20 protein-coding genes and 3 tRNA genes are annotated in these 25,827 nt (G+C 69.9%); 11 read left to right on the forward strand and 12 right to left on the reverse strand.

The genetic code is table 11. The features are described from left to right. Position 1: 1 nt before the first annotated feature. From prmB to HNQ70_RS02640, 7 genes are all read left to right on the forward strand, one after another. Positions 2–1,018 (forward strand): 50S ribosomal protein L3 N(5)-glutamine methyltransferase, encoded by a 1,017-nt coding sequence (gene prmB / locus HNQ70_RS02610; protein ID WP_183963948.1) that lies wholly within the window; start codon positions 2–4, stop codon positions 1,016–1,018. A 67-nt stretch (positions 1,019–1,085) separates the two neighbouring features. Further along, positions 1,086–2,615, forward strand: coding sequence for a 3-hydroxyacyl-CoA dehydrogenase (locus tag HNQ70_RS02615; RefSeq protein WP_183963950.1), 1,530 nt, complete (start codon positions 1,086–1,088; stop codon positions 2,613–2,615). Positions 2,616–2,619: 4 nt separating this feature from the next. After that, positions 2,620–3,408 carry an oxepin-CoA hydrolase, alternative type gene (locus HNQ70_RS02620; protein ID WP_183963952.1) on the forward strand — a complete coding sequence of 263 codons (789 nt, stop codon included), beginning with the start codon at positions 2,620–2,622 and terminating at the stop codon, positions 3,406–3,408. Positions 3,409–3,472: 64 nt separating this feature from the next. Further along, positions 3,473–4,522: a phosphotransferase gene (locus HNQ70_RS02625; RefSeq protein WP_246434636.1), complete on the forward strand. Its 1,050-nt coding sequence runs from the start codon at positions 3,473–3,475 to the stop codon at positions 4,520–4,522. A gap of 70 nt (positions 4,523–4,592) precedes the next feature. Then, the gene (locus tag HNQ70_RS02630) at positions 4,593–5,861 is read left to right on the forward strand and encodes an acyl-CoA dehydrogenase family protein (protein WP_183963956.1); all 1,269 of its coding nucleotides are present in this window, start codon (positions 4,593–4,595) and stop codon (positions 5,859–5,861) included. 142 nt (positions 5,862–6,003) lie between these two features. Then, on the forward strand, positions 6,004–6,699 hold the full coding sequence (locus tag HNQ70_RS02635) for a glutathione S-transferase N-terminal domain-containing protein (protein ID WP_183963957.1): 696 nt from the start codon (positions 6,004–6,006) through the stop codon (positions 6,697–6,699). A gap of 7 nt (positions 6,700–6,706) precedes the next feature. Next, a complete protein-coding gene (locus HNQ70_RS02640) occupies positions 6,707–7,609 on the forward strand; it encodes a DMT family transporter (protein WP_183963958.1) in 903 nt (300 codons plus the stop codon). Positions 7,610–7,679: 70 nt separating this feature from the next. On the opposite strand, the gene HNQ70_RS02645 is transcribed toward HNQ70_RS02640, so the two are convergent. Then, positions 7,680–8,126, reverse strand: coding sequence for a DUF1178 family protein (locus HNQ70_RS02645; RefSeq protein WP_183963959.1), 447 nt, complete (start codon positions 8,124–8,126; stop codon positions 7,680–7,682). A gap of 191 nt (positions 8,127–8,317) precedes the next feature. Here HNQ70_RS02645 and mnmH point away from each other — a divergent pair, with 191 nt between their 5' ends. Beyond that, positions 8,318–9,397 (forward strand): tRNA 2-selenouridine(34) synthase MnmH, encoded by a 1,080-nt coding sequence (gene mnmH, locus HNQ70_RS02650; RefSeq protein WP_183963960.1) that lies wholly within the window; start codon positions 8,318–8,320, stop codon positions 9,395–9,397. 183 nt (positions 9,398–9,580) lie between these two features. On the opposite strand, the gene HNQ70_RS02655 is transcribed toward mnmH, so the two are convergent. The 11 genes from HNQ70_RS02655 to HNQ70_RS02705 form a co-directional block, all read right to left on the reverse strand. Then, the gene (locus HNQ70_RS02655; RefSeq protein ID WP_183963962.1) at positions 9,581–11,527 is read right to left on the reverse strand and encodes a SurA N-terminal domain-containing protein; all 1,947 of its coding nucleotides are present in this window, start codon (positions 11,525–11,527) and stop codon (positions 9,581–9,583) included. 53 nt (positions 11,528–11,580) lie between these two features. Beyond that, positions 11,581–11,657, reverse strand: a tRNA-Asp gene (locus HNQ70_RS02660). Between the two features lie 27 nt (positions 11,658–11,684). Next, positions 11,685–11,760, reverse strand: a tRNA-Val gene (locus tag HNQ70_RS02665). 86 nt (positions 11,761–11,846) lie between these two features. Continuing rightward, positions 11,847–12,125 (reverse strand): HU family DNA-binding protein, encoded by a 279-nt coding sequence (locus HNQ70_RS02670; RefSeq protein ID WP_183963964.1) that lies wholly within the window; start codon positions 12,123–12,125, stop codon positions 11,847–11,849. A gap of 216 nt (positions 12,126–12,341) precedes the next feature. Further along, a complete protein-coding gene (gene lon / locus HNQ70_RS02675; protein WP_183963965.1) occupies positions 12,342–14,756 on the reverse strand; it encodes an endopeptidase La in 2,415 nt (804 codons plus the stop codon). Positions 14,757–15,005: 249 nt separating this feature from the next. Next, positions 15,006–16,271: an ATP-dependent Clp protease ATP-binding subunit ClpX gene (clpX, locus tag HNQ70_RS02680; protein WP_183963967.1), complete on the reverse strand. Its 1,266-nt coding sequence runs from the start codon at positions 16,269–16,271 to the stop codon at positions 15,006–15,008. A 59-nt stretch (positions 16,272–16,330) separates the two neighbouring features. Next, positions 16,331–16,966: an ATP-dependent Clp endopeptidase proteolytic subunit ClpP gene (gene clpP / locus HNQ70_RS02685; protein ID WP_246434639.1), complete on the reverse strand. Its 636-nt coding sequence runs from the start codon at positions 16,964–16,966 to the stop codon at positions 16,331–16,333. Between the two features lie 59 nt (positions 16,967–17,025). Further along, positions 17,026–18,327, reverse strand: coding sequence for a trigger factor (gene tig, locus HNQ70_RS02690; RefSeq protein ID WP_183963971.1), 1,302 nt, complete (start codon positions 18,325–18,327; stop codon positions 17,026–17,028). 76 nt (positions 18,328–18,403) lie between these two features. Then, positions 18,404–18,488 (reverse strand) — tRNA-Leu (locus HNQ70_RS02695). 8 nt (positions 18,489–18,496) lie between these two features. Then, positions 18,497–21,544, reverse strand: a complete 3,048-nt coding sequence (locus HNQ70_RS02700) for an efflux RND transporter permease subunit (protein WP_183963973.1) — start codon at positions 21,542–21,544, stop codon at positions 18,497–18,499. Beyond that, on the reverse strand, positions 21,541–22,623 hold the full coding sequence (locus tag HNQ70_RS02705; protein ID WP_183963975.1) for an efflux RND transporter periplasmic adaptor subunit: 1,083 nt from the start codon (positions 22,621–22,623) through the stop codon (positions 21,541–21,543). The genes HNQ70_RS02700 and HNQ70_RS02705 overlap by 4 nt, the downstream gene beginning before the upstream one ends. A 106-nt stretch (positions 22,624–22,729) precedes the next feature. Here HNQ70_RS02705 and hpnC point away from each other — a divergent pair, with 106 nt between their 5' ends. From hpnC to hpnE, 3 genes are read left to right on the forward strand one after another with little or no spacing between them, the layout of a single operon-like run. After that, positions 22,730–23,584, forward strand: a complete 855-nt coding sequence (gene hpnC, locus HNQ70_RS02710) for a squalene synthase HpnC (RefSeq protein WP_183963977.1) — start codon at positions 22,730–22,732, stop codon at positions 23,582–23,584. After that, a complete protein-coding gene (gene hpnD, locus HNQ70_RS02715) occupies positions 23,581–24,438 on the forward strand; it encodes a presqualene diphosphate synthase HpnD (RefSeq protein ID WP_183963979.1) in 858 nt (285 codons plus the stop codon). The genes hpnC and hpnD overlap by 4 nt, the downstream gene beginning before the upstream one ends. Then, positions 24,435–25,769: a hydroxysqualene dehydroxylase HpnE gene (gene hpnE, locus HNQ70_RS02720; protein ID WP_183963981.1), complete on the forward strand. Its 1,335-nt coding sequence runs from the start codon at positions 24,435–24,437 to the stop codon at positions 25,767–25,769. The genes hpnD and hpnE overlap by 4 nt, the downstream gene beginning before the upstream one ends. Positions 25,770–25,827 lie beyond the last annotated feature (58 nt).

The following is a 25,827-nucleotide window of genomic DNA, read 5'->3' on the forward strand; positions in this document are numbered from 1 at the left end:
GATGGCCTTGCGAAAACCGCCCGCCCCCGAGCTTGGCGGCCCCGTGCCGCCGACGGTGCGCCTGGTGCCCGGCCCGCTGCAGGCGGCCCGCGAGCTGTTGACCATCCGCGACTGCCTGCGCTATGCGTGCACCCGCTTCGAGGCGGCCGGCATCGCCTACGGCCAGGGCACCGACAACGCCTGGGACGAAGCCGTCTGGCTGCTGCTGTGGTGCCTGCACCTGCCGCCCGACCGGCTCGAACCTTTCCTGGACGCGCGGCTGACGACGCGCGAGCGGCGGCTGGTGCTGGAGCTGATCGACCGGCGCTGCCGCGAGCGCGTGCCCACCGCCTACCTGATCGGCGAGGCCTGGCTGCGCGGGCTGCGCTTCCGCGCCGACCCGCGGGCCCTGGTGCCGCGTTCGCTGATCGCCGAGGCGCTCGAGGAGAGCCTCAACGACTGGCTGCCGCCCGAGGGCCCGTCCGCCGTGCTCGACCTCTGCACCGGCGGCGGCAGCATCGCGGTGTTCGCGGCGCTGCGCTTCCCGGAAGCCAGCATCGACGCTGCCGACCTGTCCGGAGACGCGCTCTCGCTGGCCGCCGAGAACCTGGAGCTGTACGGACTCGCCGGGCGCGTCGACCTGCTGAAGGGCGACCTCTTCGCACCGGCCGCGGGGCGCCGCTACGACCTGGTGCTGTGCAACCCGCCTTACGTAAACGCGCAATCGATGGACAGCCTGCCGCCCGAGTTCCTGGCCGAGCCCGGCGGTGCGCTGGCCGGCGGCGAGGACGGCATGGACCTGGTGCGGCGCATCGTCGCCGCCGCGCCCGGGCACCTGAATCCCGGCGGCCTGCTGCTGCTCGAGATCGGCCACGAGGCGGCGCACTTCGAGGCGGCGTTTCCCACGCTGGAATTCGCCTGGCTTCCAGTGACCGCGAGCGAGGACCAGCTGGTGCTGGTCTCGCGCGAGCAGATCGAAAGCGCGGGGATCGCCGCGCAGCCCGGTTCCGGAAGCGCGGCGCGACGCAGGCGCGGCTGAGCAGCAGGGCCGGAGGGCTCCATTACAATCGGCCGGATCGAATTCGATTCCGACAGGAGCCCTCCCCATGAATTCCCCCTTCAGCCGCATCGGCGTCGTCGGCGCAGGCGCCATGGGGCGCGGCATCGTCCAGCTGTACGCCCAATGCGGCCATGCGGTCGTGCTGTACGACGCGCACGAGCCGGCGGTGGACGCCGCCATCGCCCACCTGCGCGACACCTTCGGCAAGCTCGCCGAAAAGGGCCGCATCACGCCCGAGCAGGCGGCGGCCGCAATGGGTCACATCGCGCCGGCCGCATCGCTACAGGACTTTGCCGGCTGCGACCTGATCATCGAGGCGATCGTCGAGCGGCTCGACGTCAAGCGCGAGATGTTCATCGCGCTCGAGGAGATCGTCGGCCCGGACTGCGTGCTGGCGAGCAACACCTCGTCGCTGTCGATCACCGCGATCGCGGCGGCCTGCGAGCATCCGGGGCGCGTGGCCGGCTACCACTTCTTCAATCCGGTGCCGCTGATGAAGGTGGTCGAGGTGGTCCAGGGGCCGCGCACCGCCTCCGCGGTCGTCGATCGCCTGGTCGAATTGTCACGGATCGCCGGGCACACGCCGGTGGTCTGCCAGGACACCCCCGGCTTCATCGTCAACCACGCCGGCCGGGGCTTCGGCCCGGAGTCGCTGCGCGTGCTGCACGAGGGCGTCGCCGAGGTTCCGGTCGTCGACCGGCTGCTGCGCGAACAGGTCGACATCGGCGGCCAGGGCTTCAAGCTCGGCCCCTTCGAGCTGATGGACCTCACCGGGCTGGACATCTCCCATCCGGTGATGGAGTCGATCTACCACCAGTACTACGAGGAGCCGCGCTACAAGCCTTCGGTGATCGGCGCGCAGCGCGTCGCCGCCGGGATGTACGGCCGCAAGACCGGCGAAGGCTTCTACCGCCACGCCGGCGGTGCGCAGCAGACTCCGGCCGAGCCGCCCACCCCTGCGCTGCCCGCGGGCCTGCGGGTCTGGGTGGCGCCGGGCGGGATGCGCGATGCGGTGCGCGAACTGGTCTCGGGCCTGGGCGCTGCGCTCGATGACGGCACCGCGCCCGCCGCCGATTCGCTGATCCTGGTCACCCCGATGGGACTGGACGCCAGCACCGCTGCGCAGGGGCTGGATGCCACGCGCGTCGTCGCACTCGACACCCTGTTCCCGTTCGGCCTGCGCGCCTGCAAGCGGCGCGCCATCATGACCACTCCCGCCACGCTGGCCGCGGTGCGCGAGGCGGCGCATGCGCTGTTCGCGGCCGACGGCGCGAAGGTGGGCGTGCTGCGCGACAGCGCCGGCTTCGTCGCGCAGCGGGTGGTGGCGATGATCGTCGCGATCGGCTGCGACATCGCGCAGCAGCGCGTCGCCTCCCCCGCCGACATCGACGTCGCGGTGCGCCTCGGCCTGGGCTACCCGATGGGCCCGCTGGCCATGGGCGACGCGATCGGCCCGCGCCGCATTGTCGAGATCCTCGCCGGAATGCACCGCGTCACCGGCGAGCCGCGCTACCGCCCGGGGCTCTGGCTGCAGCGCCGCGCGCAGCTCGGCCTGTCGCTGCTGCACGAGGACTGAGCCGATGGCCGCCCGCCTGCTCGTCGAACGCCAGGGGCCGGTGCTGGTCCTGACGATCTCCAACCCCGAGGCACGCAACGCCCTGCACCCGGATATGTACGCCACCGGCGTGCGCGCATTGCAGGAAATCGAAGGCGAACCGTCGGTGCGCGCGGTGGTGATCGTCGGCGAAGGACGCTTCTTCTGCGCGGGCGGCAACCTCAACCGCCTGCTCGAGAACCGCCGGAAGGATCCTTCGGTCCAGTTCGACTCGATCGAGAATTTCCATGGCTTCGTGCGCGCGATCCGCGCCAGCGACCGCCCGGTGATCGCGGCGGTCGAGGGCGCTGCCGCCGGCGGCGGCTTCTCGCTTGCGCTCGCCTGCGACCAGATCGTCGCCGCCGAGGATGCGCGCTTCACGATGTCCTACGTGCGCATCGGGCTCACCCCCGACGGCGGCGGCTCCTTTTTCCTGGGCAGCCGCCTGCCCTACCCGCTGGCCTTCGAGCTGTTGTCCACCGCCGCCCCGATCGACGCCGCCCGCCTGCATTCGCTGGGCCTGGTCAACCGGGTGGTCGCGCCGGGGCAGGCGCTGGCCGCGGCGCTGGAGCATGCTCGCGCGCTGGCCACCGGCCCGGCGGGCGCGCTCGCCCGCATCAAGCGGCTGGCGGACTCCGCTCGCCTGAACCGGCTCGACACCCACCTGGAACACGAGCGCGACAACTTCGTCGAGAGCCTGTTCCATGCCGACGCTGCCGAAGGCATCACCGCATTCCTGGAGAAGCGCGCGCCCCGTTTCGGCGACACGCACTGATCCCAAGCCATACCAGTACAGGAGAGATCCCTTGTCCGAGAACACCCAGAATTTCGTCGGCTCGATGGAAGTGCCCGAGCGGCACCGCTTCGACACCGCCGCCCTCGAGCGCTTCCTCGGCGACAAGCTGCCCGGCTTCAAGGGCCCGCTGAGCGTCGAGCTGTTCAAGGGCGGCCAGTCCAACCCCACCTACCGACTGATCACCCCGGGGCGCAGCTACGTGATGCGCGCCAAGCCGGGCCCGGTGGCAAAGCTGCTGCCGTCGGCGCATGCGATCGAGCGCGAATTCAAGGTGCTCAAGGCCCTCGGCCCCACCGACGTTCCGGTGCCCGAGGTCTACTGCCTGTGCGAGGACGAGGAGGTGATCGGCCGCGCCTTCTACGTGATGCAGTGTCTGGAGGGCCGGGTGCTGTGGGATCAGGGCCTGCCCGACATGACGAAGCAGGAGCGCTTCGCGCACTACGACGAGATGAATCGCGTGATCTCGGCGCTGCACAACGTCGACTACAAGGCGGTGGGCCTCGAGGATTTCGGTCGCCCGGGCAACTACTTCGGCCGCCAGATCGGCCGCTGGAGCAAGCAGTACCAGATCTCCGAGACCGAGCCGATTCCGGAGATGCACCGCCTGATCGAATGGCTGCCCGCAAGCATCCCCCCGGGAGAGGACACCACGATCGTCCACGGCGACTATCGCCTGGACAACATGATGTTCGCGAAGGACCAGCCGAAGGTGATCGGCGTGCTCGACTGGGAGCTCTCGACGCTCGGCCATCCGCTGGCCGACTTCTCCTACCACTGCATGAGCTGGCACATTCCGCCCGAGCAGTTCCGCGGCATCGCCGGGCTCGACCTCGAGGCGCTGGGCATTCCGGACGAGCAGACCTACGTGCGCATGTACTGTGAGCGCACCGGCCGGAATCCGGACCGGATCCTCGAACACTGGAACTTCTATTTGGCGTACAACATGTTCCGGCTCGCGGCCATCCTGCAGGGCATCGTCAAGCGGGTGGTCGACGGCACCGCGTCCAACGCGGACGCGCCTGCCACGGCGGAGCGCGTGCGGCCGCTGGCCGAGCGGGCCTGGAGCTACGCGCAGCGCGCCGGCGCCAAGTGATCGCGGCGGTTCGGCACGGCAGTTGACACGGTTTCGATCAACGGACAACCAGAGAGCGAAGGAGACAAGGATGGATTTCGAATACACCCCAAAGGTCAGGCAGATGCGCGAGCGGCTGATCGGGTTCATGGACGAGTACATCGTCCCGAACGAAGACCGCTATCACCAGGAAATCGAGGACAACCGCGCCAAGGGCAACGCCTGGGTGCCGACCAAGGTCATCGAGGAGCTCAAGCCGAAGGCCCGCGCCGCCGGCCTGTGGAACCTGTTCCTGCCGCATTCCGCACGGGTGCCGGAAGGCCTGTCCAACCTCGAGTACGCGCCGCTGTGCGAGATCATGGGCCGCGTGCCCTTCGCCTCCGAAGTCTTCAACTGCTCGGCGCCCGACACCGGCAACATGGAGACCCTCGAGCGCTACGCCTCCGAGGAGATCAAGCGCAAGTGGCTCGACCCGCTGCTGGCCGGCGAGATCCGCTCCGCCTTCGCGATGACCGAGCCGCTGGTGGCCTCGTCGGACGCCACCAACATCGAGTCGAGCATCCGCCGAGAGGGTGACGAATACGTCCTCAACGGCCGCAAGTGGTGGACCTCCGGCGCGATGGACCCGCGCTGCAAGATCCACATCTTCATGGGCAAGACCAACCCCGAGGCCGGCCGCCACGAGCAGCAGTCGATGATCGCGCTGCCCGCGGACACCCCCGGGATCACGGTCAAGCGCTCGCTGAGCGTGTTCGGCTACGACGACGCGCCCCACGGCCACGCCGAGGTGATCTACGAGAACGTGCGCGTGCCGGTCGGCAACATCCTGCTCGGCGAGGGCCGCGGCTTCGAGATCGCCCAGGGCCGCCTCGGACCGGGCCGGATCCACCACTGCATGCGCTCGATCGGGGCCGCAGAGCGCGCGCTGGAGCTGATGTGCAAGCGGCTGTCCTCGCGGGTGGCCTTCGGCAAGGCGGTGTCGACGCAGTCGGTCTGGCACGAGCGCATCGCCGAGGCGCGCTGCATGATCGACCAGACCCGCCTGATGACGCTGAAGGCCGCCTACATGATGGACACCGTCGGCAACAAGGTGGCCAAGGCCGAGATCGCGATGATCAAGGTGATCGCCCCCAACATGGCGACGCAGATCATCGACTGGGCGATCCAGGCCCACGGCGGCGGCGGCGTCTGCCAGGACTTCCCGCTGGCCAGCCTGTACTGCCACCAGCGCACGCTGCGCATCGCCGACGGTCCGGACGAGGTGCATCGCAACGCGATCGCCAAGATCGAGCTGGCCAAGCATCTGGCCATCCCGGGCGGCGTCGACAAGGTCGAGATGCCGATCACGCGCGGCTCCTGAGCCTGCGCACCGGGGCGGCACGGATCACCGTGACGCCCCGGGGCCGCGCCGGACGCAGCTCCGGCGCGGCCCCTCTGCCCATTCCGGCCTGCCGTTCGAGCCGGCGCAAGCGTTCCGCCGCCGACGGTGCGGGAGTCCCTCGATGATCGATCTGTACACCTGGCCGACACCGAACGGGCACAAGGTCCACATCATGCTCGAGGAGTGCCGCCTGCCCTACGCGGTGCACCCGGTGGACATCGGCGCAGGCGGGCAGTTCGCGCCCGACTTCCTCGCGATCAGCCCCAACAACAAGATTCCGGCCCTCGTCGATGGCGACGGCCCCGGAGGCGCACCGATCGCGCTGTTCGAGTCCGGCGCCATCCTGCTCTACCTGGCGGGCAAGACCGGCCGCTTCCTGCCCCGCTCGGACCGGGGACGCTTCGAGGTCCTGCAGTGGCTGATGTGGCAGGTCGGCGGTTTCGGGCCCATGCTCGGCCAGGCGCATCATTTCCGCCTCTACGCCCCTGAGCGGGTGCAGTACGCCTACGACCGCTACACTAGCGAAGCCCGGCGCCTGTATGGGGTGCTCGAGCGGCAACTGGAGAAGACCGGCGCCTTCGTCGCCGGCAGGCAGTACACGATCGCCGACATGGCGATCTGGCCCTGGGCGCGCTCGCATGCCAGCCAGGGCATCGACCTGGCGGAGCATCCCGGCGTGCAGCGCTGGCACGATGCGATCGCGGCTCGCCCGGCGGTCCGGCGAGCAGTGGAGGTGCTGGCCGAGCGCCGCCGCGCCGCGATCGACGACCAGGCGCGCAACGCGCTGTTCGGCGCGGCGCAGTACGCGAAGCGCTGATCCGCCGATGCAGCCGGCCAGCTACGCCGCGCGGCGCACCCGCCTGGACGGCCTCGCGATCTCGCTGATCCTCGTCTGCTGCGCGATCTGGGGCGTCAACCAGGTGGTGGTGAAGCTCACGCTGCCGGACGTGCCGCCGCTGATGCAGGCCGGGCTGCGCTCGGCGATCGCCGCCGCGCTGCTCTGGGCCCTGGCGGCGCACCGGGGAATCGTGCTGCTCTCGCGTGACGGCACAGGCTGGCCCGGCATCGCCGCTGGCGTCTTGTTTGGCCTGGAATTCGTCTGCCTCTACATCGGGCTGCAGTACACCAGCGCCTCGCGCCTGGTGGTCTTCCTCTACCTGGCGCCCTTCGTTGTCGCGATCGGCATGCCGTTCATCTCGCCCGCCGAATGCCCCACCCGCCGGCAGGTCGTGGGGCTGTGCGCGGCCTTCGTCTCGGTGGCCTTCGCGTTCAGGGAGGGCCTGGCGGCGAGCGCCCCGCAGCAGTGGCTCGGCGACGGCCTGGCGATGCTCGCGGGCCTGCTCTGGGGCGCGACCACGCTGACGATCCGCGCGACCTCGCTTGCGCAGACGAGCCCAGAGCGCACCCTCTTCTACCAACTGGCGGTGTCCGCCCCGGTGCTGCTGGCGGGCGCCGGCCTCAGCGGCGAAACAATGGCGTGGCCACCCGGCACGCTCGCGCTGGGATCGATCGTCTTCCAGTCGGCGGTGGTCGCGTTTGCCAGCTACCTGGGCTGGTTCTGGCTGATCAGGCACTACCCGGCGACCCGGGTGTCGTCCTTCACCTTCCTGACCCCGGTGTTCGGGCTCGGCTTCGGCGTGCTGCTGCTGGGTGAGGAACTCACGCCCGGCCTGGCGGTGGCGCTGGCCGGCGTGGCGATCGGGATCTGGCTGGTGAACCGGCGCTGAGCCGCGCGCCGCTCAGATCAGGCGAAGGAGGAAACGCCGCTTCAGCGGGAATGGATCCGCTCGTGGGCCGTCACTGAAGCGGTTCGTTGGAGCCCTTGGGCATCGGGAATGAGAAGACCTCGATGCCTTCCTCGGAGAGCTCGGCGGCTTCCTCGCGGGTGGCCACGCCGCGGATGCCGCGGTTGGGGGCGTCGTGATGGTGGATGCGACGCGCTTCCTCGGCAAAGCGTTCGCCGACGTCATCAGTGTTCTCGCGGATGTGACGGGCCATCCGCAGCCACATCGCCTGCAGCTTCTCCGGGCTCAGCGCCGCCGCGGCGGGCGAGTCGGGCTCCGGCCTGGCGGCGGACGAGGAGAGGTTCAGCCGCGGCGCGCTGGGCAGGCGCCGCACCGACTGGTCGCCGCATACCGGGCACTCCACCAGCCCACGCTCGAGCTGCGATTCATAGGCCTCCGCGGACGCGAACCAGCCTTCGAAACGATGATCCTGCGCGCAGCTGAGATTGAATACTTTCATCGACACTTCCGGGACTCGAACGGTCGATTGTATCGGCTATCGCCTGCCCGCGCCGGCGCGGCACCGGCGCCGCGCGCCCAGGGGCTAGAATTGCCGGTTCCCAACCGCCACGATGCGCTGCGCCCGCGCCGCGCGCCCTCGCCCATGACTTCCCGCCTGCAGCCGGACCGCCGCCCCGGAGCGCCGCGTCGATGAAGGACGCCCGCCCGATTCCGATCGCGGAGGCCATCGCGCGGCTCGACGACTTCGACGCGATCCTCGACGCGCGCAGTCCAGGCGAGCACGCCGAGGACCACCTTCCTGGCGCCCTGAGCACGCCGGTGCTCTCCGACGACGAGCGGGTCCGGGTCGGAACGATGCACAAGCAGCAGGGAGCCTTCGAGGCCAAGCGGGTCGGCGCCGCGCTGGTGTCGCGCAACATCGCCGCCATCCTCGAGGGACCGCTGGCCGACGTCTCGCGCGCCTGGCGCCCGCTGATCTACTGCTGGCGGGGCGGCAATCGCTCCGGAGCGCTGGCCACGGTGCTGGCCCGCGTGGGCTGGCAGGTTTCGGTGCTCGAGGGGGGCTACCGCGAGTTCCGGCGCCAGGTGATTGCCGACCTGGCCGCCTGGCCCGCCGGGCTGCGCTTCGTGGTGGTTGCAGGCCGCACCGGCAGCGGCAAGAGCCTCTTGCTCGAGCGCCTCGCCGCTGATGGCGCCCAGGTGCTCGACCTGGAGCAGCTGGCCCGTCACCGCGGCTCGGTGCTGGGACATCTCCCCGACGAGCGGCAGCCTTCACAGAAGCGCTTCGAGACGCTGCTGTGGGAGCGGCTGCGCCGCTTCGACCCGCAACGTCCGGTGTTCGTGGAATCCGAGAGCCGCAAGGTCGGGCAGTGCCAGGTGCCGGAGCAGCTGATCCTGCGAATGCGCGCATCGTCCTGCGTGATCATCGAGGCGCAGGACGCGGTGCGCGCCCGGCTTCTGGTCCGGGAATACGGGCACTTCATCGCCGATCCGGCGCTGCTCGCCGCCCGCCTTGCCGCGCTGGCGACGCTGCACGGGAAGGCGCGGATCGAGGAATGGATGGCCCTGGCGCAGGCCGGCCAGTGGCCCGAGTTCGTGACCGCGCTGCTCCGCGAGCACTACGACCCCGCCTACGACCGCTCGATCAGGCGCAACTTCGCTCGGGTGGACGAAGCGCCCCGCGTGGTCCTGCCCGGCGCCGACGACGCCGCGCTGGGCGTCGCGGCGGCGGAGCTTGCCGCGCTGGGCGAGACCCTGCGCGGCGACTGACGCTGCGCCGGGCGGGAAGCTGCGCGAGGGCCGAGCCTGCGCTTCCGGGCGCCGGCACTCGTGCCGGCATTCGGCGCCGCGGCTCGGTCAGCGCACCGGGTCAGCGCACCGGGTCAGCGCGCCGGGCCAGCGCGCCGGGCCAGCGCTCGGTCAGCGCTCGGTCAGCGCTCGGTCAGCGCTCGGTCAGCGCTCGGTCAGCGCTCGGTCGGCGTCGCCCAGGCGCTCGGGATGCCGCTCGACCTTCGAGCGCGCCTTGACCGAGGCGATGTAGTCAGCCACGTCCTGCTGGCCCACCATCTGCTCGACCTGCTGCCCATACGCGGCGCGCCGCTGCGCGAGCAGTGCTTGCGAGGCTTCGGTCACCGCGGCGATCTGGTAGATCGCATGCCCTTCCGCGCCGAGCTCGGCGATCGCATAGGCCGGCAGCTTGTCCGTCGTGGCGCGGAAGACCGGGTCGAGCGCAGCAGGCGGCAGATCGCCCGGGGCCGCCCTCGACACCTTGATCGCCTGACCGAAGCCGGCAGCCGGCGCGCCCGCCCGAAGCTCTTCCAGGCGGGCCTTCGCCGCCGCCGCTGCGAGCGTGCGGGATTCCGCCGCAACGACGCGCGCGCGAACCTCCGCCTCCACTGCCTCGAAAGGCTTGCGACGGGCCGGACGGTGCTCGAGGATGCGCGCCGACACCAGGGTGCTCGCGCCAACGTCGACCGCCTCGGTGTTCTGCTTGCGCGCAACCGAATCCGCAGAGAAGACCGCAGCCAGCAACTTCGGGTTCGCGAGCAGCCGCGCCACCTCGGATGCGCCGCCCTTCCCTTCGTCGACCACGCCAACACGGGTGAGGCTTTCCACGGTACGGACCTGGAGCCCGTAGCGTGCGGCCGCCGGTTCCAGGCTGTCCGACTGCTCGTAGACCATGTTCGTGAAGCCCTCGGCAGCTTCGGCGAACAGACGGCCCGCCTGCTGACGACGCAGGTCGGACTCGATCTCTGCACGAACCTCTTCGAAAGGCTTCACCGCGCCCGGCCGGATGCCGGTCAGCTTGATCACGTGGAAGCCGAACTCGGACTCGACCACGTCGGAAAGCCCGCCCTCTGCCAGCACGAACGCCGCATCGGCGAAGGGCTTGACCATCATCTCGCGACCGAAGTAGCCGAGATCTCCACCCTCGCGCGCGGAGCCGGGATCCTGTGAGTGCTCGCGGGCCAGCGCAGCGAAGTCCGCGCCGGAACGCGCCTGCCGCAGCAGATCCTCCGCCCGGGACCGCGCGGCCTTGCGAGCCGCATCGTCCGCCCCCGGCGCCGTCTGCACCAGGATATGGCTGGCGCGCCGCTGCTCGGGCACGCCGTAGCGGGCCTTGTTCTGCTCGTAGTAGGTGCGGACGTCGTCGGCGCCAAGCTTCACCTGGGCCTCGACGTCGCGGGCGCTCAGCACCAGGAAGGCAACTTTGGCCGACTCGGGCGTCTCGAAGGCCTGTCCACTCTCCTCGTAGTGCTTGCGCAGCTGCTCCGGGGTCGGCGACACCTTCCCGGCGAAGTCCGCCGGACGGAAGCGCAGCTCGCGCACCTCGCGCACCTGCTCCTGCAGCGCGACCAGGCGATCGAGCACCGCCGAAGGCATGAAAGCCGAGCGGGCGGCCGCCTCGGGCATCGCCTGGACGGCAAGGTCGCGGCGCATTTCGGCCTCGAACGCCGCCTCGTTCATCCCCTGCGCGCGCAGCACCGAACGATAGCGCTCGATGTCGAAACTGCCGTCAGCCTGCACCAGACCCGGGATGCCGCGGATCGCCTCGCGCAGCCGCGCGTCGCCGACAGTGATGCGCTTGTCGACCGCGTCGGTCAGCAGCGCTCGCTGGGCGATCAGGCCGTCGAGGATCTCTTCGCGCACCTCGGGGGTTTCGAACATCTTCGGGTCGAGCTGCTCGCCGAGCGTGGCCCGCAACTGCTCGATCTGGCGGCGCATCGCGTCGTCATACTCGGCGCGGCTGATGCCGCTGCCCGCGACCGACGCGACCGAGTCGTCCTCAGCGAGGAACCGGTCGTATCCGGAAACGCCAAAGAAAGCGAATGCCGGGAAGATGAGCAGCAACAGGATGAACTGAAGTACGCGCTGGTGTTTTCGTATGGAATCGAACATGGCGTGGCCTAAAAAAAACCCCAAGCAGGCAGCCTGCTTGGGGTTTTTCGTTTTGGCGGAGTGGACGGGACTCGAACCCGCGACCCCCGGCGTGACAGGCCGGTATTCTAACCGACTGAACTACCACTCCTGAATCAACCGCATACGCTCGACAGCTTGGTGGGTGCTGAGAGGATCGAACTCCCGACCTACGCCTTGTAAGGGCGCCGCTCTACCGGCTGAGCTAAGCACCCGTAGAACTCACCGTCATGCGTTGTCACATGCGAGAAACGAAGTATACACACTTATTTATCGTTTACGCAAATCGACCGAAAATTTTTCAGCGGGCGTTGATCGCGTCCTTCAGGCCCTTGCCCGGACGGAACTTGGGCACCTTGGCGGCCTTGATCTTGATGGCGTCGCCAGTACGCGGATTGCGGCCGCTGCGGGCGGCGCGCTTGCCGACCACGAAGGTACCGAAACCGACGAGCGTGACCGAACCACCCTCCTTGAGCGTTGCCCGAACGGCGCCGACGAAGGCGTCCAGGGCACGGCCCGCGGCAGCCTTGGAGATCTCTGCCTCCTCGGCGATGTGGTCGATCAGATCGGTTTTGTTCACAAGAATCCCCTCAGATCAAGCAATTGAATAGTTGGAAGAATGACGCGGAGCGGATGCCGCGCATTTGGCGCCCAGGGCAGCGGAAAAACCCGGGCGGCCCGCTGGAAGCGGGGCCCGAACAAGGCTTGAAATAATCGCCGCCGGCGACCAAAGAAACATTTAATCGCCCGGAAAGCCTTGTGTCAAGCCGCTTTCCGGGCGCCGACCCCGCCCGGGTCAATGCGCTACGACGTCGCTCCCGCCCTCTGACGGCGCTGCAGCGACCGGCGCCGCAGCCGCGGCCGGGGCGACCTCGGGGAGCGGCGGCGGCAGGCGCTCGAGCGCGAGTTCGAGCACCCTGTCGATCCACTTGACCGGGACGATCTCCAGGCGGTTCTTCACGTTGTCGGGGATGTCCGCCAGGTCCTTGACGTTCTCCTCGGGGATCAGCACCGTCTTGATCCCGCCGCGGTGGGCCGCCAGCAGCTTCTCCTTGAGCCCACCGATGGCAAGTACCTCGCCGCGCAGCGTGATTTCGCCGGTCATCGCGACGTCGGCACGCACCGGCACGTCGGCGAGCACCGACACCAGCGCAGTGGTCATGGCGATGCCCGCGCTCGGCCCGTCCTTGGGCGTGGCGCCCTCGGGAACGTGAATGTGGATGTCACGCTTCTCGTGGAAGTCGGGCGGGATTCCGAGCCGGCTGGCGCGGCGGCGCACCACGGTCATCGCGGCCTTGATCGACTCCTGCATCACGTCGCCGAGCTTGCCGGTGAAGGTGGTCTTGCCCTTGCCGGGCACGGCCACCGCCTCGATCGTGAGGAGCTCGCCACCGACCTCGGTCCAGGCGAGGCCGGTGACCTGGCCGACCTGGTTCTCCTTTTCGGCAACACCGAAACTGAAGCGGCGAACCCCGAGGTACTTGTCCAGATTCTTCGAGGTGACCGAGACCTTCTTCTCCTGCTTGCCGAGCAGCAGGGTCTTGACCACCTTGCGGCAGATCTTGGAGAGCTCGCGCTCGAGCGCGCGCACGCCAGCCTCCCGCGTGTAGTAGCGGACGATGTCGCGGATCGCGCTCTCGGCCACCGACAGCTCCTCCGCCTTGAGTCCGTTGTTCTTGATCTGCTTGGGCAGCAGATAGCGCTGGGCGATGTTGAGCTTCTCGTCCTCGGTGTAGCCGGACAGGCGGATCACCTCCATCCGGTCGAGCAGCGCCGCCGGGATGTTCAGCGTGTTGGCCGTGGCCACGAACATCACGTCGGAGAGGTCGTACTCCACCTCGACGTAATGGTCGGTGAAGGTGGCGTTCTGCTCGGGATCGAGCACCTCGAGCAGCGCGCTGGCCGGGTCGCCGCGGAAGTCCGTCCCCATCTTGTCGACCTCGTCGAGCAGGAACAGGGGATTGCGCACGCCCACCTTGGCGAGGTTCTGCAGGATCTTGCCGGGCATCGAGCCGATATAGGTGCGCCGGTGGCCGCGGATCTCGGCCTCGTCACGCACCCCGCCCAGCGCCATGCGGATGAACTTGCGGTTCGTGGCCCGGGCGATCGACTGGCCGAGCGAGGTCTTGCCGACCCCGGGAGGCCCGACCAGGCAGAGGATGGGCGCCTTCAGCTTGTCGACGCGCTGCTGGACCGCAAGGTATTCGAGGATCCGCTCCTTGACCTTCTCCAGCCCGTAGTGGTCCTCGTCGAGCACCTGCTCGGCGTTGGCCAGGTCGTTGTTGATCTTGCTCTTCTTCTTCCAGGGCAGGTTGATCAGCGTATCGATGAAATTGCGCACCACCGTGGCCTCGGCGGACATCGGCGACATCAGCTTGAGCTTCTTCAGCTCGCCGTCGGCCTTCTTGCGCGCCTCCTTGGGCATGTGCGCAGCGGCGATGCGCTTCTCGAGCTCCTCGAGGTCGGCGCCCTCCTCGCCCTCGCCGAGCTCCTTCTGGATCGCCTTGACCTGTTCGTTCAGGTAGTACTCGCGCTGGCTCTTCTCCATCTGGCGCTTGACGCGCCCGCGGATGCGCTTCTCGACCTGGAGAATGTCCAGCTCGGTCTCGATCTGCCCGAGCAGCTTCTCGAGGCGCTCGCCGACGTCCTGCGTCTCGAGGATGTCCTGCTTCTGCTCGAGCTTGATCGGCAGGTGGGCGGCGATGGTATCGGCGAGCCGGCCGGCGTCTTCGATGCCGCCGAGCGAAGCCAGGATCTCGGGCGGGATCTTCTTGTTCAGCTTCACATACTGGTCGAACTGCGCCAGGATCGCGCGGCGCAGCGCCTCGGTCTCGGGCGAGGCTTCGCCGTCCGCCTCGAGCTCGACCAGTTCGCACGCGAAGTGGGTCTCGGTTTCGTCGATCCGGGAGATGCGGGCGCGGCGGCCGCCTTCGACCAGCACCTTGACGGTGCCGTCGGGCAGCTTGAGCATCTGGAGGATGTTGGAGACGCAGCCGATTTCGTAGATGTCGGTCGCCGAAGGCTCGTCCTTCGATGCGTTCTTCTGCGCGACCAGCATGATGCTCTTGCCTACTTCCATGGCGGCCTCGAGGGCTTTGATGGATTTCGGACGGCCGACGAACAGCGGGATCACCATGTGGGGGAACACCACCACGTCGCGCAGCGGAAGCAGGGGCAGCGTCTGGGTGGAGGGTGTCAGGACTTCAGGCATCGGGATCTCCGGGAGATGGTCCCTCGAAGATGCGGGCACGTGGCCCGCAATTCAAGCCGGGAACGGGACCGGGGGACGCTGGCATGTTCAGGATAACGCCGATCGCCAGGGATCGCCCGCCGGCCGAGAACGGCGCAGGGGCTTTCCGGACGGGCGGCGGGAATGAGGCTGCAGCGGCGGCGGCCGAGCCGCCAGTGCTGCGGCCGGCGCAGCGCGGCGGCGCCAGGAGGAACCGGGAGCCGCGCGGCCTCAGTTGCTGCCGGACACCTTGGGGGAGTCGGCGTAGATGATCAGGGGCTTGCCGTCGCCGAGGATGGCGTTCTCGTCGAGCACCACCTTCTGGACGTTCTTCAGGCCAGGCAGCTCGAACATGCTGTCGAGCAGCGCCTGCTCGAGGATGGAGCGCAGGCCGCGCGCGCCGGTCTTGCGCTTGAGCGCCTTGCGGGCGATGGCCTGGAGCGCTGCCGGACGGATCTCCAGGTCGACGCCTTCCATCGCAAACAGCTTGTGGTACTGCTTGATCAGCGCGTTCTTGGGCTCGACCAGGATCTCGACCAGCGCCACCTCGCTCAACTCGTCGAGCGTGGCCACCACAGGCAGGCGACCGACCAGTTCGGGGATGAGGCCGAACTTGATCAGGTCCTCGGGCTCGACCTCGCGCAAGACATCGCCCACCGGACGCTCGGAGGCCGACCGGACTTCGGCGCCAAAGCCGATTCCGGAGCGCTCCGAACGGCTGCGGATGACCTTGTCGAGGCCGTCGAAGGCGCCGCCGCAGATGAACAGGATGTTCGTGGTGTCGATCTGCACGAAGTCCTGGTTGGGATGCTTGCGCCCGCCCTGTGGCGGCACCGAGGCAACGGTGCCCTCGATCAGCTTGAGCAGCGCCTGCTGCACGCCCTCACCCGACACGTCGCGAGTGATGGACGGGTTGTCCGACTTGCGCGAGATCTTGTCGATCTCGTCGATGTAGACGATGCCGCTCTGCGCCCGCTCGACCTCGTAGTTGCAGCTCTGCAGCAGCTTCTGGATGATGTTCTCGACGTCCTCGCCCACGTAACCCGCTTCGGTGAGCGTGGTGGCGTCGGCGATCACGAAAGGAACGTTCAGCAGCCGTGCCAGCGTCTGGGCGAGCAGCGTCTTGCCGGAGCCCGTGGGGCCGACCAGCAGGATGTTGCTCTTCGAGAGCTCGACCTCGTCCTTGCCACTTTTGTGGCGCAGGCGCTTGTAGTGGTTGTAGACAGCGACGGCCAGGATCTTCTTGGCCTTGCCCTGGCCGATCACGTACTGATCGAGGATTGCGGCGATCTCGGCCGGCGACGGCAGACCGGCGTTGGGCGAAGCGCCCTCGGCATCGGACTGCTGCTCGTCGCGGATGATGTCGTTGCACAACTCGATGCATTCATCGCAGATGAACACCGACGGACCGGCGATGAGCTTGCGCACCTCATGCTGGCTCTTGCCGCAAAAGGAGCAGTACAGAAGCTTCTCGCTGGATCCCTTCTTCTCGGACATGCTTTCTCCGGAAACGGCGCGGGGCGCCGTGCGCCCCGCCCCGCTCGACGCCGTGCGCGTCAGGCGCCTTCAGTACGGCGGGTCAGGACCTTGTCTATCAGTCCGTAGCTTACCGCATCTTCCGGGGCCATGAAGTTGTCCCGGTCGGTGTCGGCGGCGATGCGCTCCACCGGCTGGCCGGTGTTCTCCGAGAGGATCTTGTTGAGCCGCTCGCGCAGGTACAGGATCTCGCGAGCCTGGATCTCGATGTCGGCGGCCTGGCCGTGGGCTCCACCGGAAGGCTGGTGGATCATGATCCGCGCGTTGGGCAGCGCGAAACGCTTGCCCTTGGCGCCGGCCGCCAGCAGAAAGGCGCCCATGCTGGCCGCCATGCCCATGCACAGCGTGCTGACGTCGGGCTTGATGAACTGCATGGTGTCGTACATGGCCAGACCTGACGACACCGACCCGCCGGGCGAGTTGATGTAGAAGGAGATGTCCTTGTCGGGATTCTCCGACTCCAGGAACAGCATCTGCGCGACCACCAGGTTGGCCACCTGGTCCATCACCGGGCCGACCAGGAACACCACCCGCTCGCGAAGCAGGCGCGAGTAGATGTCGTAGGCGCGCTCGCCGCGGCCGCTCTGCTCGATCACGATCGGCACCATGCCCAGGCCCTGCGGCTCCTGGCGCTGCGACAGGTGGGCGTTGACCATGTCCTCGACGATGCTGTTGAAGGTCATCGACTCGCTCCTTTAGGTTGGGTCGGCGGGGTTCAGCCCGCGCTCATCAGGTCGTCGAAGCTCAGGGTCTGGTCGGTGACCTTCGCGTTGGCCAGCGTCCAGTCGACCACGTTCTGCTCGACCACCAGCGCCTCGACTTCGGCGAGGCGGTTGCGATCGCTGAAGTAGTAGCGGATCACTTCGGCCGGGTTCTCGTAGGACTGGGCGAATTCCTCGATCTGCTTGCGGATCTGGTCGGGCTTGGCCTGCAGGCCCTGCGCCTTGACGATCTCGCTGACGATCAGACCCAGGCGCACGCGCTTCTCGGCCTGCTCCTTGAACGCGTCCGGCGGCACCGGGATGTTCTTGGTGTCGATGCCGCGCTGCTGGAGGTCGGCGATCGCGCGCTCGAGGAGCGCCTGGCCTTCGGATTCCACCAGCGCCTTGGGCAGCTCGATCGCGGCGATCGCGGGCAGCGCATCCATCACGGCCGACTTGGTGCGGGCGCGCAGGCGCTGCGCGACTTCGCGCTCGAGGTTGGCGCGCACGTCGGCCCGCATCTTCTCGACGCTGCCGTCGGCGATGCCGAACTGTTTGGCGAACTCCTCGTCGACCGCCGGCAGCACCTGCTGCTCGATCTTCTTGACGGTGACCTCGAACTGCGCGGTCTTGCCGGCGAGTTCTGCGGCGCCGTACTCGTCGGGGAACTTGACGTCGAAGCTGCGGCTCTCGCCGGCCTTCGCGCCGCGCACACCGGCCTCGAAGTCGGGGAGCATGCGGCCCTGGCCGATCTGGAACTGGAAGTCGGAGGCGGCGCCGCCTTCGAAGGGCACGCCGTCGACGCTGCCCTTGAAGTCGAGCGTCATCCGATCTTCGTCCTGCGCGGCACGATCGGCAGTCTCCCATCCGGCACGCTGCTTGCGCAGGATGTCGATGGTGCGGTCGACCTCGGCGTCGCCCACTTCGCAGGCCGAGCGCTCGACCTCGAGCGCGGCCACGTCGCCGAGCACCACGTCGGGGTAGACCTCGAAGGTGGCGGCGAAGCCGAGTTCGCCTTCGGCGGCGTCCTCGCGGCGCTCGATCGAGGGCTGGCCCGCGACGCGCAGCGAATGCTCGGCCACCGCGTCGGAGAAGGCACGCGAAACCGCGTCGCCCAGCACCTCGGCATGCACCTGCGGGCCGTAGGACTGCTCGATCATCTTCATCGGCACCTTGCCGGGGCGGAAGCCCGCCATCTTCACCGTGCGCGAGAGCTTGCGCAGGCGGTCTGCGACCTCCTTGTCGACGTCGGCCACGGCCACCGCCATGGCAAGACGTCGTTCGAGGGTGCCGGTCGTTTCGAGTTGGGTAGCCATCGTTGAAAGAAATCCGTTGTCGAGGGGTGTTCGTGTGCGATCCGTGCCGCTTCCCGCACCGAAAGCGCCACCCGCGTGGTGCGGCCGAAAGGACTCGAACCTTCACGCCTTGCAGCGCCAGGACCTAAACCTGGTGCGTCTACCAATTCCGCCACGGCCGCGAAACCCATCATTGTATCGGAACCGCGGGCCGTACCCGATACCAGGCCACGTAGAGCGCTGGCACGAAGAGCAGCGTGAGCACGGTGGCGACGATCAGCCCGCCCATGATGGCCACTGCCATCGGCCCCCAGAGCACGTCACTTGACAGCGGGATCATCGCCAGCACTGCGGCGGCGGCGGTCAGACAGATCGGCCGGAAGCGCCGGACCGCGGACTCGCGCACCGCATCCCACTGCGTGCTGCCCGCCTCGAGGTCCTGGCGGATCTGGTCGACCAGGATCACCGTGTTGCGCATGATCATCCCGCCCAGCGCGATGGTGCCGAGCATCGCGACGAAGCCGAAGGGACGCCCGGACAGCAGCAGCGCCGCGGCCACGCCGATGATGCCCAGCGGCGCGGTCAGCAGCACCATGATGGTCAGCGAGAAGCGGCGCAGCTGGATCATCAGCAGTGCCACCACCAGCGCCAGCATCAGCGGCATGCCTGCGGCGATCGAGCCCTGTGCCTTGGCGTTGTCCTCGGCGGGCCCGCCGACTTCGATCCGATAGCCGTCCGGGAGCCGCGCGCGGATCGGCGCCAGCGTGGGATCGATCCGTTTGGCAAGGTCGGGGGCCTGCGCGCCCTCCACCGCGTCGGCCCGCACCGTCAGCGTGGGCGTGCGGCTGCGCCGCCAGAGGATCGGCTCCTCCATCACTTCTGCGAGGGTGGCGACCTGCGACAGCGGCACCGTGCGGCCCGCCGCGGTGCGCAGCGGCAGGTTGGCCAGATCGGCCGGACTGCTGCGCTCGCCCTCGGGCGCGCGCAGCACCACTTCGATCAGCCGGTCGTCCTCGCGGAACACGCCGAGCGTGGTCCCCGACACCGCCGCGCCCAGCGTGCGCGCGACCTGCGCGCTGGACAGCCCGATCGCGCGCGCCTTCGCCTGGTCGATCTCGATCCGCAGCGCGGGGGCGCGCTCGCCCCAGTCGGCATGCGGATCGATGGTGTCCGGGTCTGCGCGGATCGCATCGGCCACCTGCGCGCCGATCCGCTTGAGTTCGGCGGGATCCGGACCCATCACCCGGAACTGCACCGGATAGGCGACCGGCGGACCCAGCGGCGTGCGGAAGGCGCGCGAGCGGACCTCCGGGAAGTCCTCCGCGAGCAGCGTGCGCAGCCTCGCCAGGGCCCGGTCGCGCCCGGCGACGTCATGCGTGAGGATGACGAACTGCGCGAAATTGGACCGGAACAGCTGCTGGTCCAGCGACAGGTAGTAGCGCGGCGAGCCATTGCCAACGTAGCCGACGTAGGTGGCGATGTCCTCGTCGTCGGCCAGCCGCGCCTCCAGGCGGCGCGCCACCGCCTCGGTGGCCCGGTAGCTCGAGCCCTCGGGCAGCCACATCTCGACCAGGAGCTCGGTGCGATTGGACGAGGGGAAGAACTGCTTCTCGGTGGCGGCCATTCCCGCCGCCCCGAGCGCCAGCGAGGCCACGGTTGCCGCGATCGTCAGCCAGCGGTGCCGCATGCACCACTCGATCGTCGCGCGCAGCCGCCGGTAGAAGCGGCTGTCGAAAAGCTCATGTCCGCCGCGCTGCTCCTTGAGCAGCCAGGTGCCGATGAAGGGCGTGGCGCCGACCGCAGCGACCCAGGAGACGAGCAGCGCGATGGTCACCACCGCGAAGATCGCGAAGGTGTACTCGCCAGTGTTGGAGCGCGCGGTGGCGATCGGCAGGAAGCCGGAGGCGGTGATCAGGGTGCCGGTCAGCATCGGGAAGGCGGTGCTGGTGTATGCGTAGGTGGCGGCGGAGAACTTGTCGAGGCCCTCCTCGATCTTGCGGGCCATCATCTCCACCGCGATCATCGCGTCGTCGACCAGCAGCCCGAGCGCGATCACCAGCGCTCCGGTGGACACGCGGTGCAGGGCGATGCCGGTCCAGGCCATGATCGCGAAGGTGGCCGCCAGCACCAGCGGGATGGTGAGCGCCACCACCGCCCCTGCGCGCAGCCCCAGGCTCAGGAAGCTCACCGCAAGCACGATCGCGACCGCCTCGAGCAGCACCTTCATGAACAGGTCGACCGCACTTTCGACGATCTTCGGCTGGTCCGAAACCTTGGCGAACTCGACGCCCAGCGGCAGCCGCGCCAGCATCCCCGCCATCGCCGCATCGAGGTTGCGGCCCAGCGCCAGCACGTCGCCGTCGGCGGTCATCGCGACGCCCAGGCCGATCGCCGGCCGGCCGCCGAAGCGCATCGTCTGGACCGGCGGATCCTGGTCGCCGCGCCACACCCGGGCGACGTCGCCCAGCGCCAGCGCGCGCCCGCCGACGTCCAGCCGCAGCGCGCGCACCTCCTCGACACTGTCGAACTGGCCGGTGACCCGCAGCGGCACCGCCCGGCTCTCGCCCTCGACGCTGCCCGCGGGCGCCACCAGGTTCTGCGCCTGCAGCTGCGCCGCGATGGCCGCGGCATCGATGCCCAGCCGGGCCAGCGACTGCGGCGAGATCTCGACGAAGATGCGCTCGTCCTGGAGGCCGAACAGCTCGATCTTCTGCACGTCGGCCACCCGCAGCAGCTCCTGGCGCACGTCCTCGACCAGCGTGCGCAGCTCGCTCAGAGGGATGCCGTCGCCGGTGAACGCGTAAATGGTGCCGAAGACGTCGCCGAACTCGTCGTTGAAGAAGGGCCCGACCACTTCCGCCGGCAGCGCGGCTCGGATGTCACCGACTTTCTTGCGCACCTGGTACCAGATCTGCGACACCTCCTTCGAGGGCGCGGTGTCCTGCAGCTCCAGGACGATCAGCGACTCACCGGCCTTGGAGTAGCTGCGGGTCCACTTGAAATGCGGCACCTCCTGCAGCTTCTTCTCGATGCGGTCGGTGACCTGGCGGTCGACCTGCTCGGCGGTGGCCCCCGGCCAGAGCGTGCGCACCACCATTGCGCGGAATGCGAAGTCCGGATCCTCGCGCCGGCCGAGCTCGAAGTACGACAGCGCCCCGGCGACGGCCACCACGAGCAGGAAGAACAGGGTCAGCTGCGGCTGCCGGATCGCGGCCGCGGAGAGGTTGAAGCCCTTCATTGCGCGGCCCGCGCGGCGGGCAGGCGAACCTTCTGGCCGGCCACCAGCAGGTTGGCGCCGGCCACCACCACCCGGTCGCCCGGCGCGAGGCCGTCGACGATGTGCACGGTGTCGCCGTCCAGCCCCGCGGTGGTCACCGGCACCTGGCGCACTGTCGAGGAGGCGGGATCGACCAGCCAGACGCGCGGCTGGCCGTCGAGCGTGTGCAGCGCCGACACCGGCAGCACGAAGACCCTGCCCTCCCCCTCGCGAACGCTGGCCGCGACCGCGCTCATTCCGAGCGCCAGGCCGGAGGTGTCGCCCTGCAGCTCGAGGCGCATCGGATAGGTGCGCGACGCGGGATCGGCCACCGGGGACAGCTCGCGAACCCGCGCGTTCAGGACAAGGTCGCCCGCTGCCGGCACGCGCACCTGCCAGCGCGCCGCGCCGCGCGCAGTGGCCAGGTCGCGCTCGGGCACGTCCACCCTGGCTTCGATCTCGCCTGCACGGGCGATCCGCAGCACCGGCTGGCCCGCGGCCACCACCTGGCCCGCCTCTGCGTCCACGGCGGCGACGACCCCCGCAGCCGACGCGCGCAGCAGCTCGTAGGACACCGCGTTCTGCGCCTGGCGCAACTGCGCCTGCGCGGCCTCGACCCGCGCCTGCGCCGAGTCCCGTCCGGCCAGGAAGCGCTCCAGCCCCGCCTGGCTGAGGTAGCCGCGGCCGTGCAGTTCCTGCTGGCGGTTCAGCTCGCCCTGCGCCAGGCGCGCGTCGGTGCGGGCCGCGGACAGTGCCGCCTGCGCGCCCGCGAGCGCCGGGGCAGTGTCGGAGGAGTCCAGGCGCGCGAGCGGCTGGCCGGCATCGACCCGGTCGCCCACCGAGACCAGGCGCTGCGCGATCTTGCCGCCGATCCGGAACGCGTGGACGACCTCCACGCGGGGACGCAGCTCGCCCGGCAGGCGCAGTTCCGCGCCGACCTGCTGCGGCTGCGCAATGCTCGTGCGCACCAGCCGCACCGGCTCCGCAGCCGGGGGTTCGGGTCGCTTGCAGGCGGCCAGCGCCAGAGGCAGGAGGAACAGGAGGAGGCGTGAAGGGCGCATGGGACGTCGCCCGCCTTGGCGGGCATTATTAATGACTTTCCGGTCATTAAAGCATGAATTCCTGCGCCGGGACGCGCCGGGCCCGCCCTTGCCTACAATCCGACGCATGCACGCCACGTCCGCGCCCGGCCTCGTCACCGGCATCGATCACTACGAGAATTTCCCGGTCGCTTCGGTGCTGGTGCCGCGCCCGCTGCGCCCCGCGCTGATCGCTCTCTACCGCTTCGCGCGCTTCGCGGACGACGTCGCCGACGAGGGGGAAGCGCCGCCGCTGGCGCGCCTCGCCGAACTCGACCGGCTCGAGGCTGCGCTGCGCGGCGCGGCCGACCCAGATCATCCGGTCGTCGCCGCCCTGCGGCCGCACCTCGAGGAACGCAGGCTGTCGGTCGACGACTGCCGCGCGCTGCTGTCGGCGTTCCGGCAGGACGTCACCGTCACCCGCTACCGCGACTTCGCCGAGCTGCTCGACTACTGCCGGCGCTCCGCGGATCCGGTCGGCCACCTGGTCCTCGAGCTTTTCGGCTGCCGAACGCCGCAGACCGAGCCGCAGTCGGATGCGATCTGCAGCGCGCTGCAGCTCGTCAATTTCCTGCAGGACGTGGGGCCGGACTGGCGGCGCGGCCGACTCTACCTGCCGCTGGAGTCGCTGGCGCGCGAAGGGCTGGACGCGCAGGACGTCGGCGCCGCAGTGGGCGCCGGCGCGGCCGGGCCCGCGCTGCGTCGCTGCATCGCTGCCGAGGCGCGGCGGGCCGGCGCGCTGCTAGAATCCGGCGCGCCGCTGCTGCGCCAGGTGCCCCGGCGCCTGGCCTGGGAGCTGCGCGCGACGCTGGCCGGCGCGCGCCGGATCCTCGAGCTGCTCGAGGCCGGCGGACACGACCCGATCGCCTGCCGGCCGCGGCTGCGCTGGCAGGATGCCCCCGCCCTCCTCCGCCTGATGCACAGCCCGCCCCGAGTCCGATGAGCCCAGACGAGTACTGCCAGGACAAGGCCGCGCGCAGCGGGTCCAGCTTCTACTACAGCTTCGTCTTCCTGCCCCGGCCAAGGCGCAGCGCGATCACCGCGCTGTACGCCTTCTGCCGCGAGGTGGACGACGTGGTCGACGAAAGCACCGACGCCGGCCTGGCCCGCACCCGCCTCGCCTGGTGGCGCCAGGAGCTGGCACGCCTCTATGCCGGCGCGCCCCAGCACCCGGTGACCCGGGCGCTGCAGCCGCACCTCCAGCGCTATTCGATCGACCGCGGCCGGCTGGAGGAGATCGTCGACGGGATGGAGATGGACCTCGAGCAGGACCGCTACCTGGACTTCGAGGGGCTGCGCCTGTACTGCCATCGCGTCGCCGGCGTGGTGGGCACGCTGTCGGCGGGCATCTTCGCCGACGGCGACCAGGGCTGCCGCGACTACGCCGAGTCCCTCGGCCTGGCGCTGCAGCTCACCAACATCATCCGCGACGTCGGCGACGACGCCCGGCGCGGGCGCATCTACCTGCCGATCGACGACCTGCGGCGCTTCGGCGTCGGCGCCCACGAAATCCTCGCGGCGCGCAGCAGCGAGGCCTTCGTCGAGCTGATGCGCTTCCAGTCACAGCGGGCGCGCTCGCACTACCGGGCGGCCTTCGATGCGCTGCCGCCCGCTGCGGTGCGCGCCCAGCGGCCCGGGCTGATCATGGCCGCGGTCTACGCAACGCTGCTCGACGAGATCGAGGACGACGGCTTCCAGGTGCTGCGGCACCGGGTCGCCCTGCCGCCGTCCCGTAAGCTGTGGATCGCCTGGCGGACCTGGCTGCGCCGCGGCCCGCCGAAGATCCGCGGCACATGAGGGTCGGCATCGTCGGCGCCGGCTGGGCGGGGCTCGCCGCGGCGCTGACGCTCGCCGAGCGGGGCGTCGAGGTGAGCCTCTACGACGCTGCGCCGGCGGCCGGGGGGCGCGCGCGCAGCGTGCCCCTGGACACCCGGCTTGGCCGCTTCACGGTCGACAACGGCCAGCACCTGATCGTCGGCGCCTACCGCGAGAGCCTGGCGCTCGCGGCATCGCTCGGCAGCGACCGCCTGTTGCGGCGCGTGCCGCTCGCGCTGTCCTCTCCCTCGGGACTGTCGCTGCGCGCCGCACGGCTGCCGGCGCCGCTGCACCTCGGCTGGGCGCTGCTGTGCGCCCGCGGCCTGGGCGCCGGCGGGCGCGTGGCCGCAGTGCGGCTGATGGCCGGCCTGCGCCAGGCCGACTGGCGCACCCGCCCCGGGGAGACGGTCGCAGGCCTGCTCGATCGTTTCCGCCAGCCGCCCGGGCTGGCCGGGCGGCTCTGGGCGCCGCTGTGCATCGGCGCGCTCAACACGCTGCCGGACGCGGCATGCGCGGCGGCCTTCGCTGCGGTGCTGCGCGACACGCTCGGGGGCGCGCGCCAGGACTCCGACTTCGTGATCGCGGATGCGCCACTGGGCCGGCTGCTGCCTGAGCCCGCCCTCGAGCGCCTCGCCGCGCAGGGCGCGACGATCAGCCTGCGCACGCCGGTGCGCAGGCTGGTCCGGGATGCCGGCGGCTGGCGGATTGGCGGCGAACGCTTCAGCCGGCTGCTGCTGGCGCTGCCTCCATGGTCGGCGGCCGCCCTGCTGGAGGCCTCCGGACTGCCCGCCGGCCGCCTGATCGAATTCGAGCCCGAGCCGATCGCCACCGCCTGGGCGCTGTGGCGCGCCGAAGCGGCCCCGCAGCTGCCGGGCTGGAGCCTGCTCGACGAGGACGCTTCGAGTGGTCACCATGGGCAATGGCTGTTCGACCGCGGCGTCGTGCAGGCTGAGGACGCAGCCCAGCGCGGCGACGGCCGCGCCCGTCTGGCAGGCATCGTCATCAGCGCCGCCAGCCGGCTCGACCGCCTGCCCTCCGCAACACTGGCGGAGGGTCTTGCCGCGCAGCTGCGCGCGGCCTTCGGCGGCCCGCCACCCGATGACATCAGGGTCGTGACCGAGCGCCGGGCGACCTTCCGCTGCACCCCGCAGCGCCCCCGGTTGGACCCCGGCTGCCTGCAGCACGCTGCTCCCGGCCTGTGGCTGGCCGGCGACTGGCTCTGGGACGACTACCCCGCGACGCTGGAAGCCGCGGTGCGCAGCGGCATCGAAACGGCCCGGCGGATTGCCGGATCGGCCGGACCCGCCCGCTGATTTCCGGCCCGCCGGTCGCTGCGAACGGTGCGCCCGGCGGCGCCGAGTCCCCGGCGCT

Source organism: Quisquiliibacterium transsilvanicum, from assembly GCF_014202215.1.
In the GTDB taxonomy this organism is placed as follows: domain Bacteria; phylum Pseudomonadota; class Gammaproteobacteria; order Burkholderiales; family Burkholderiaceae_E; genus Quisquiliibacterium; species Quisquiliibacterium transsilvanicum.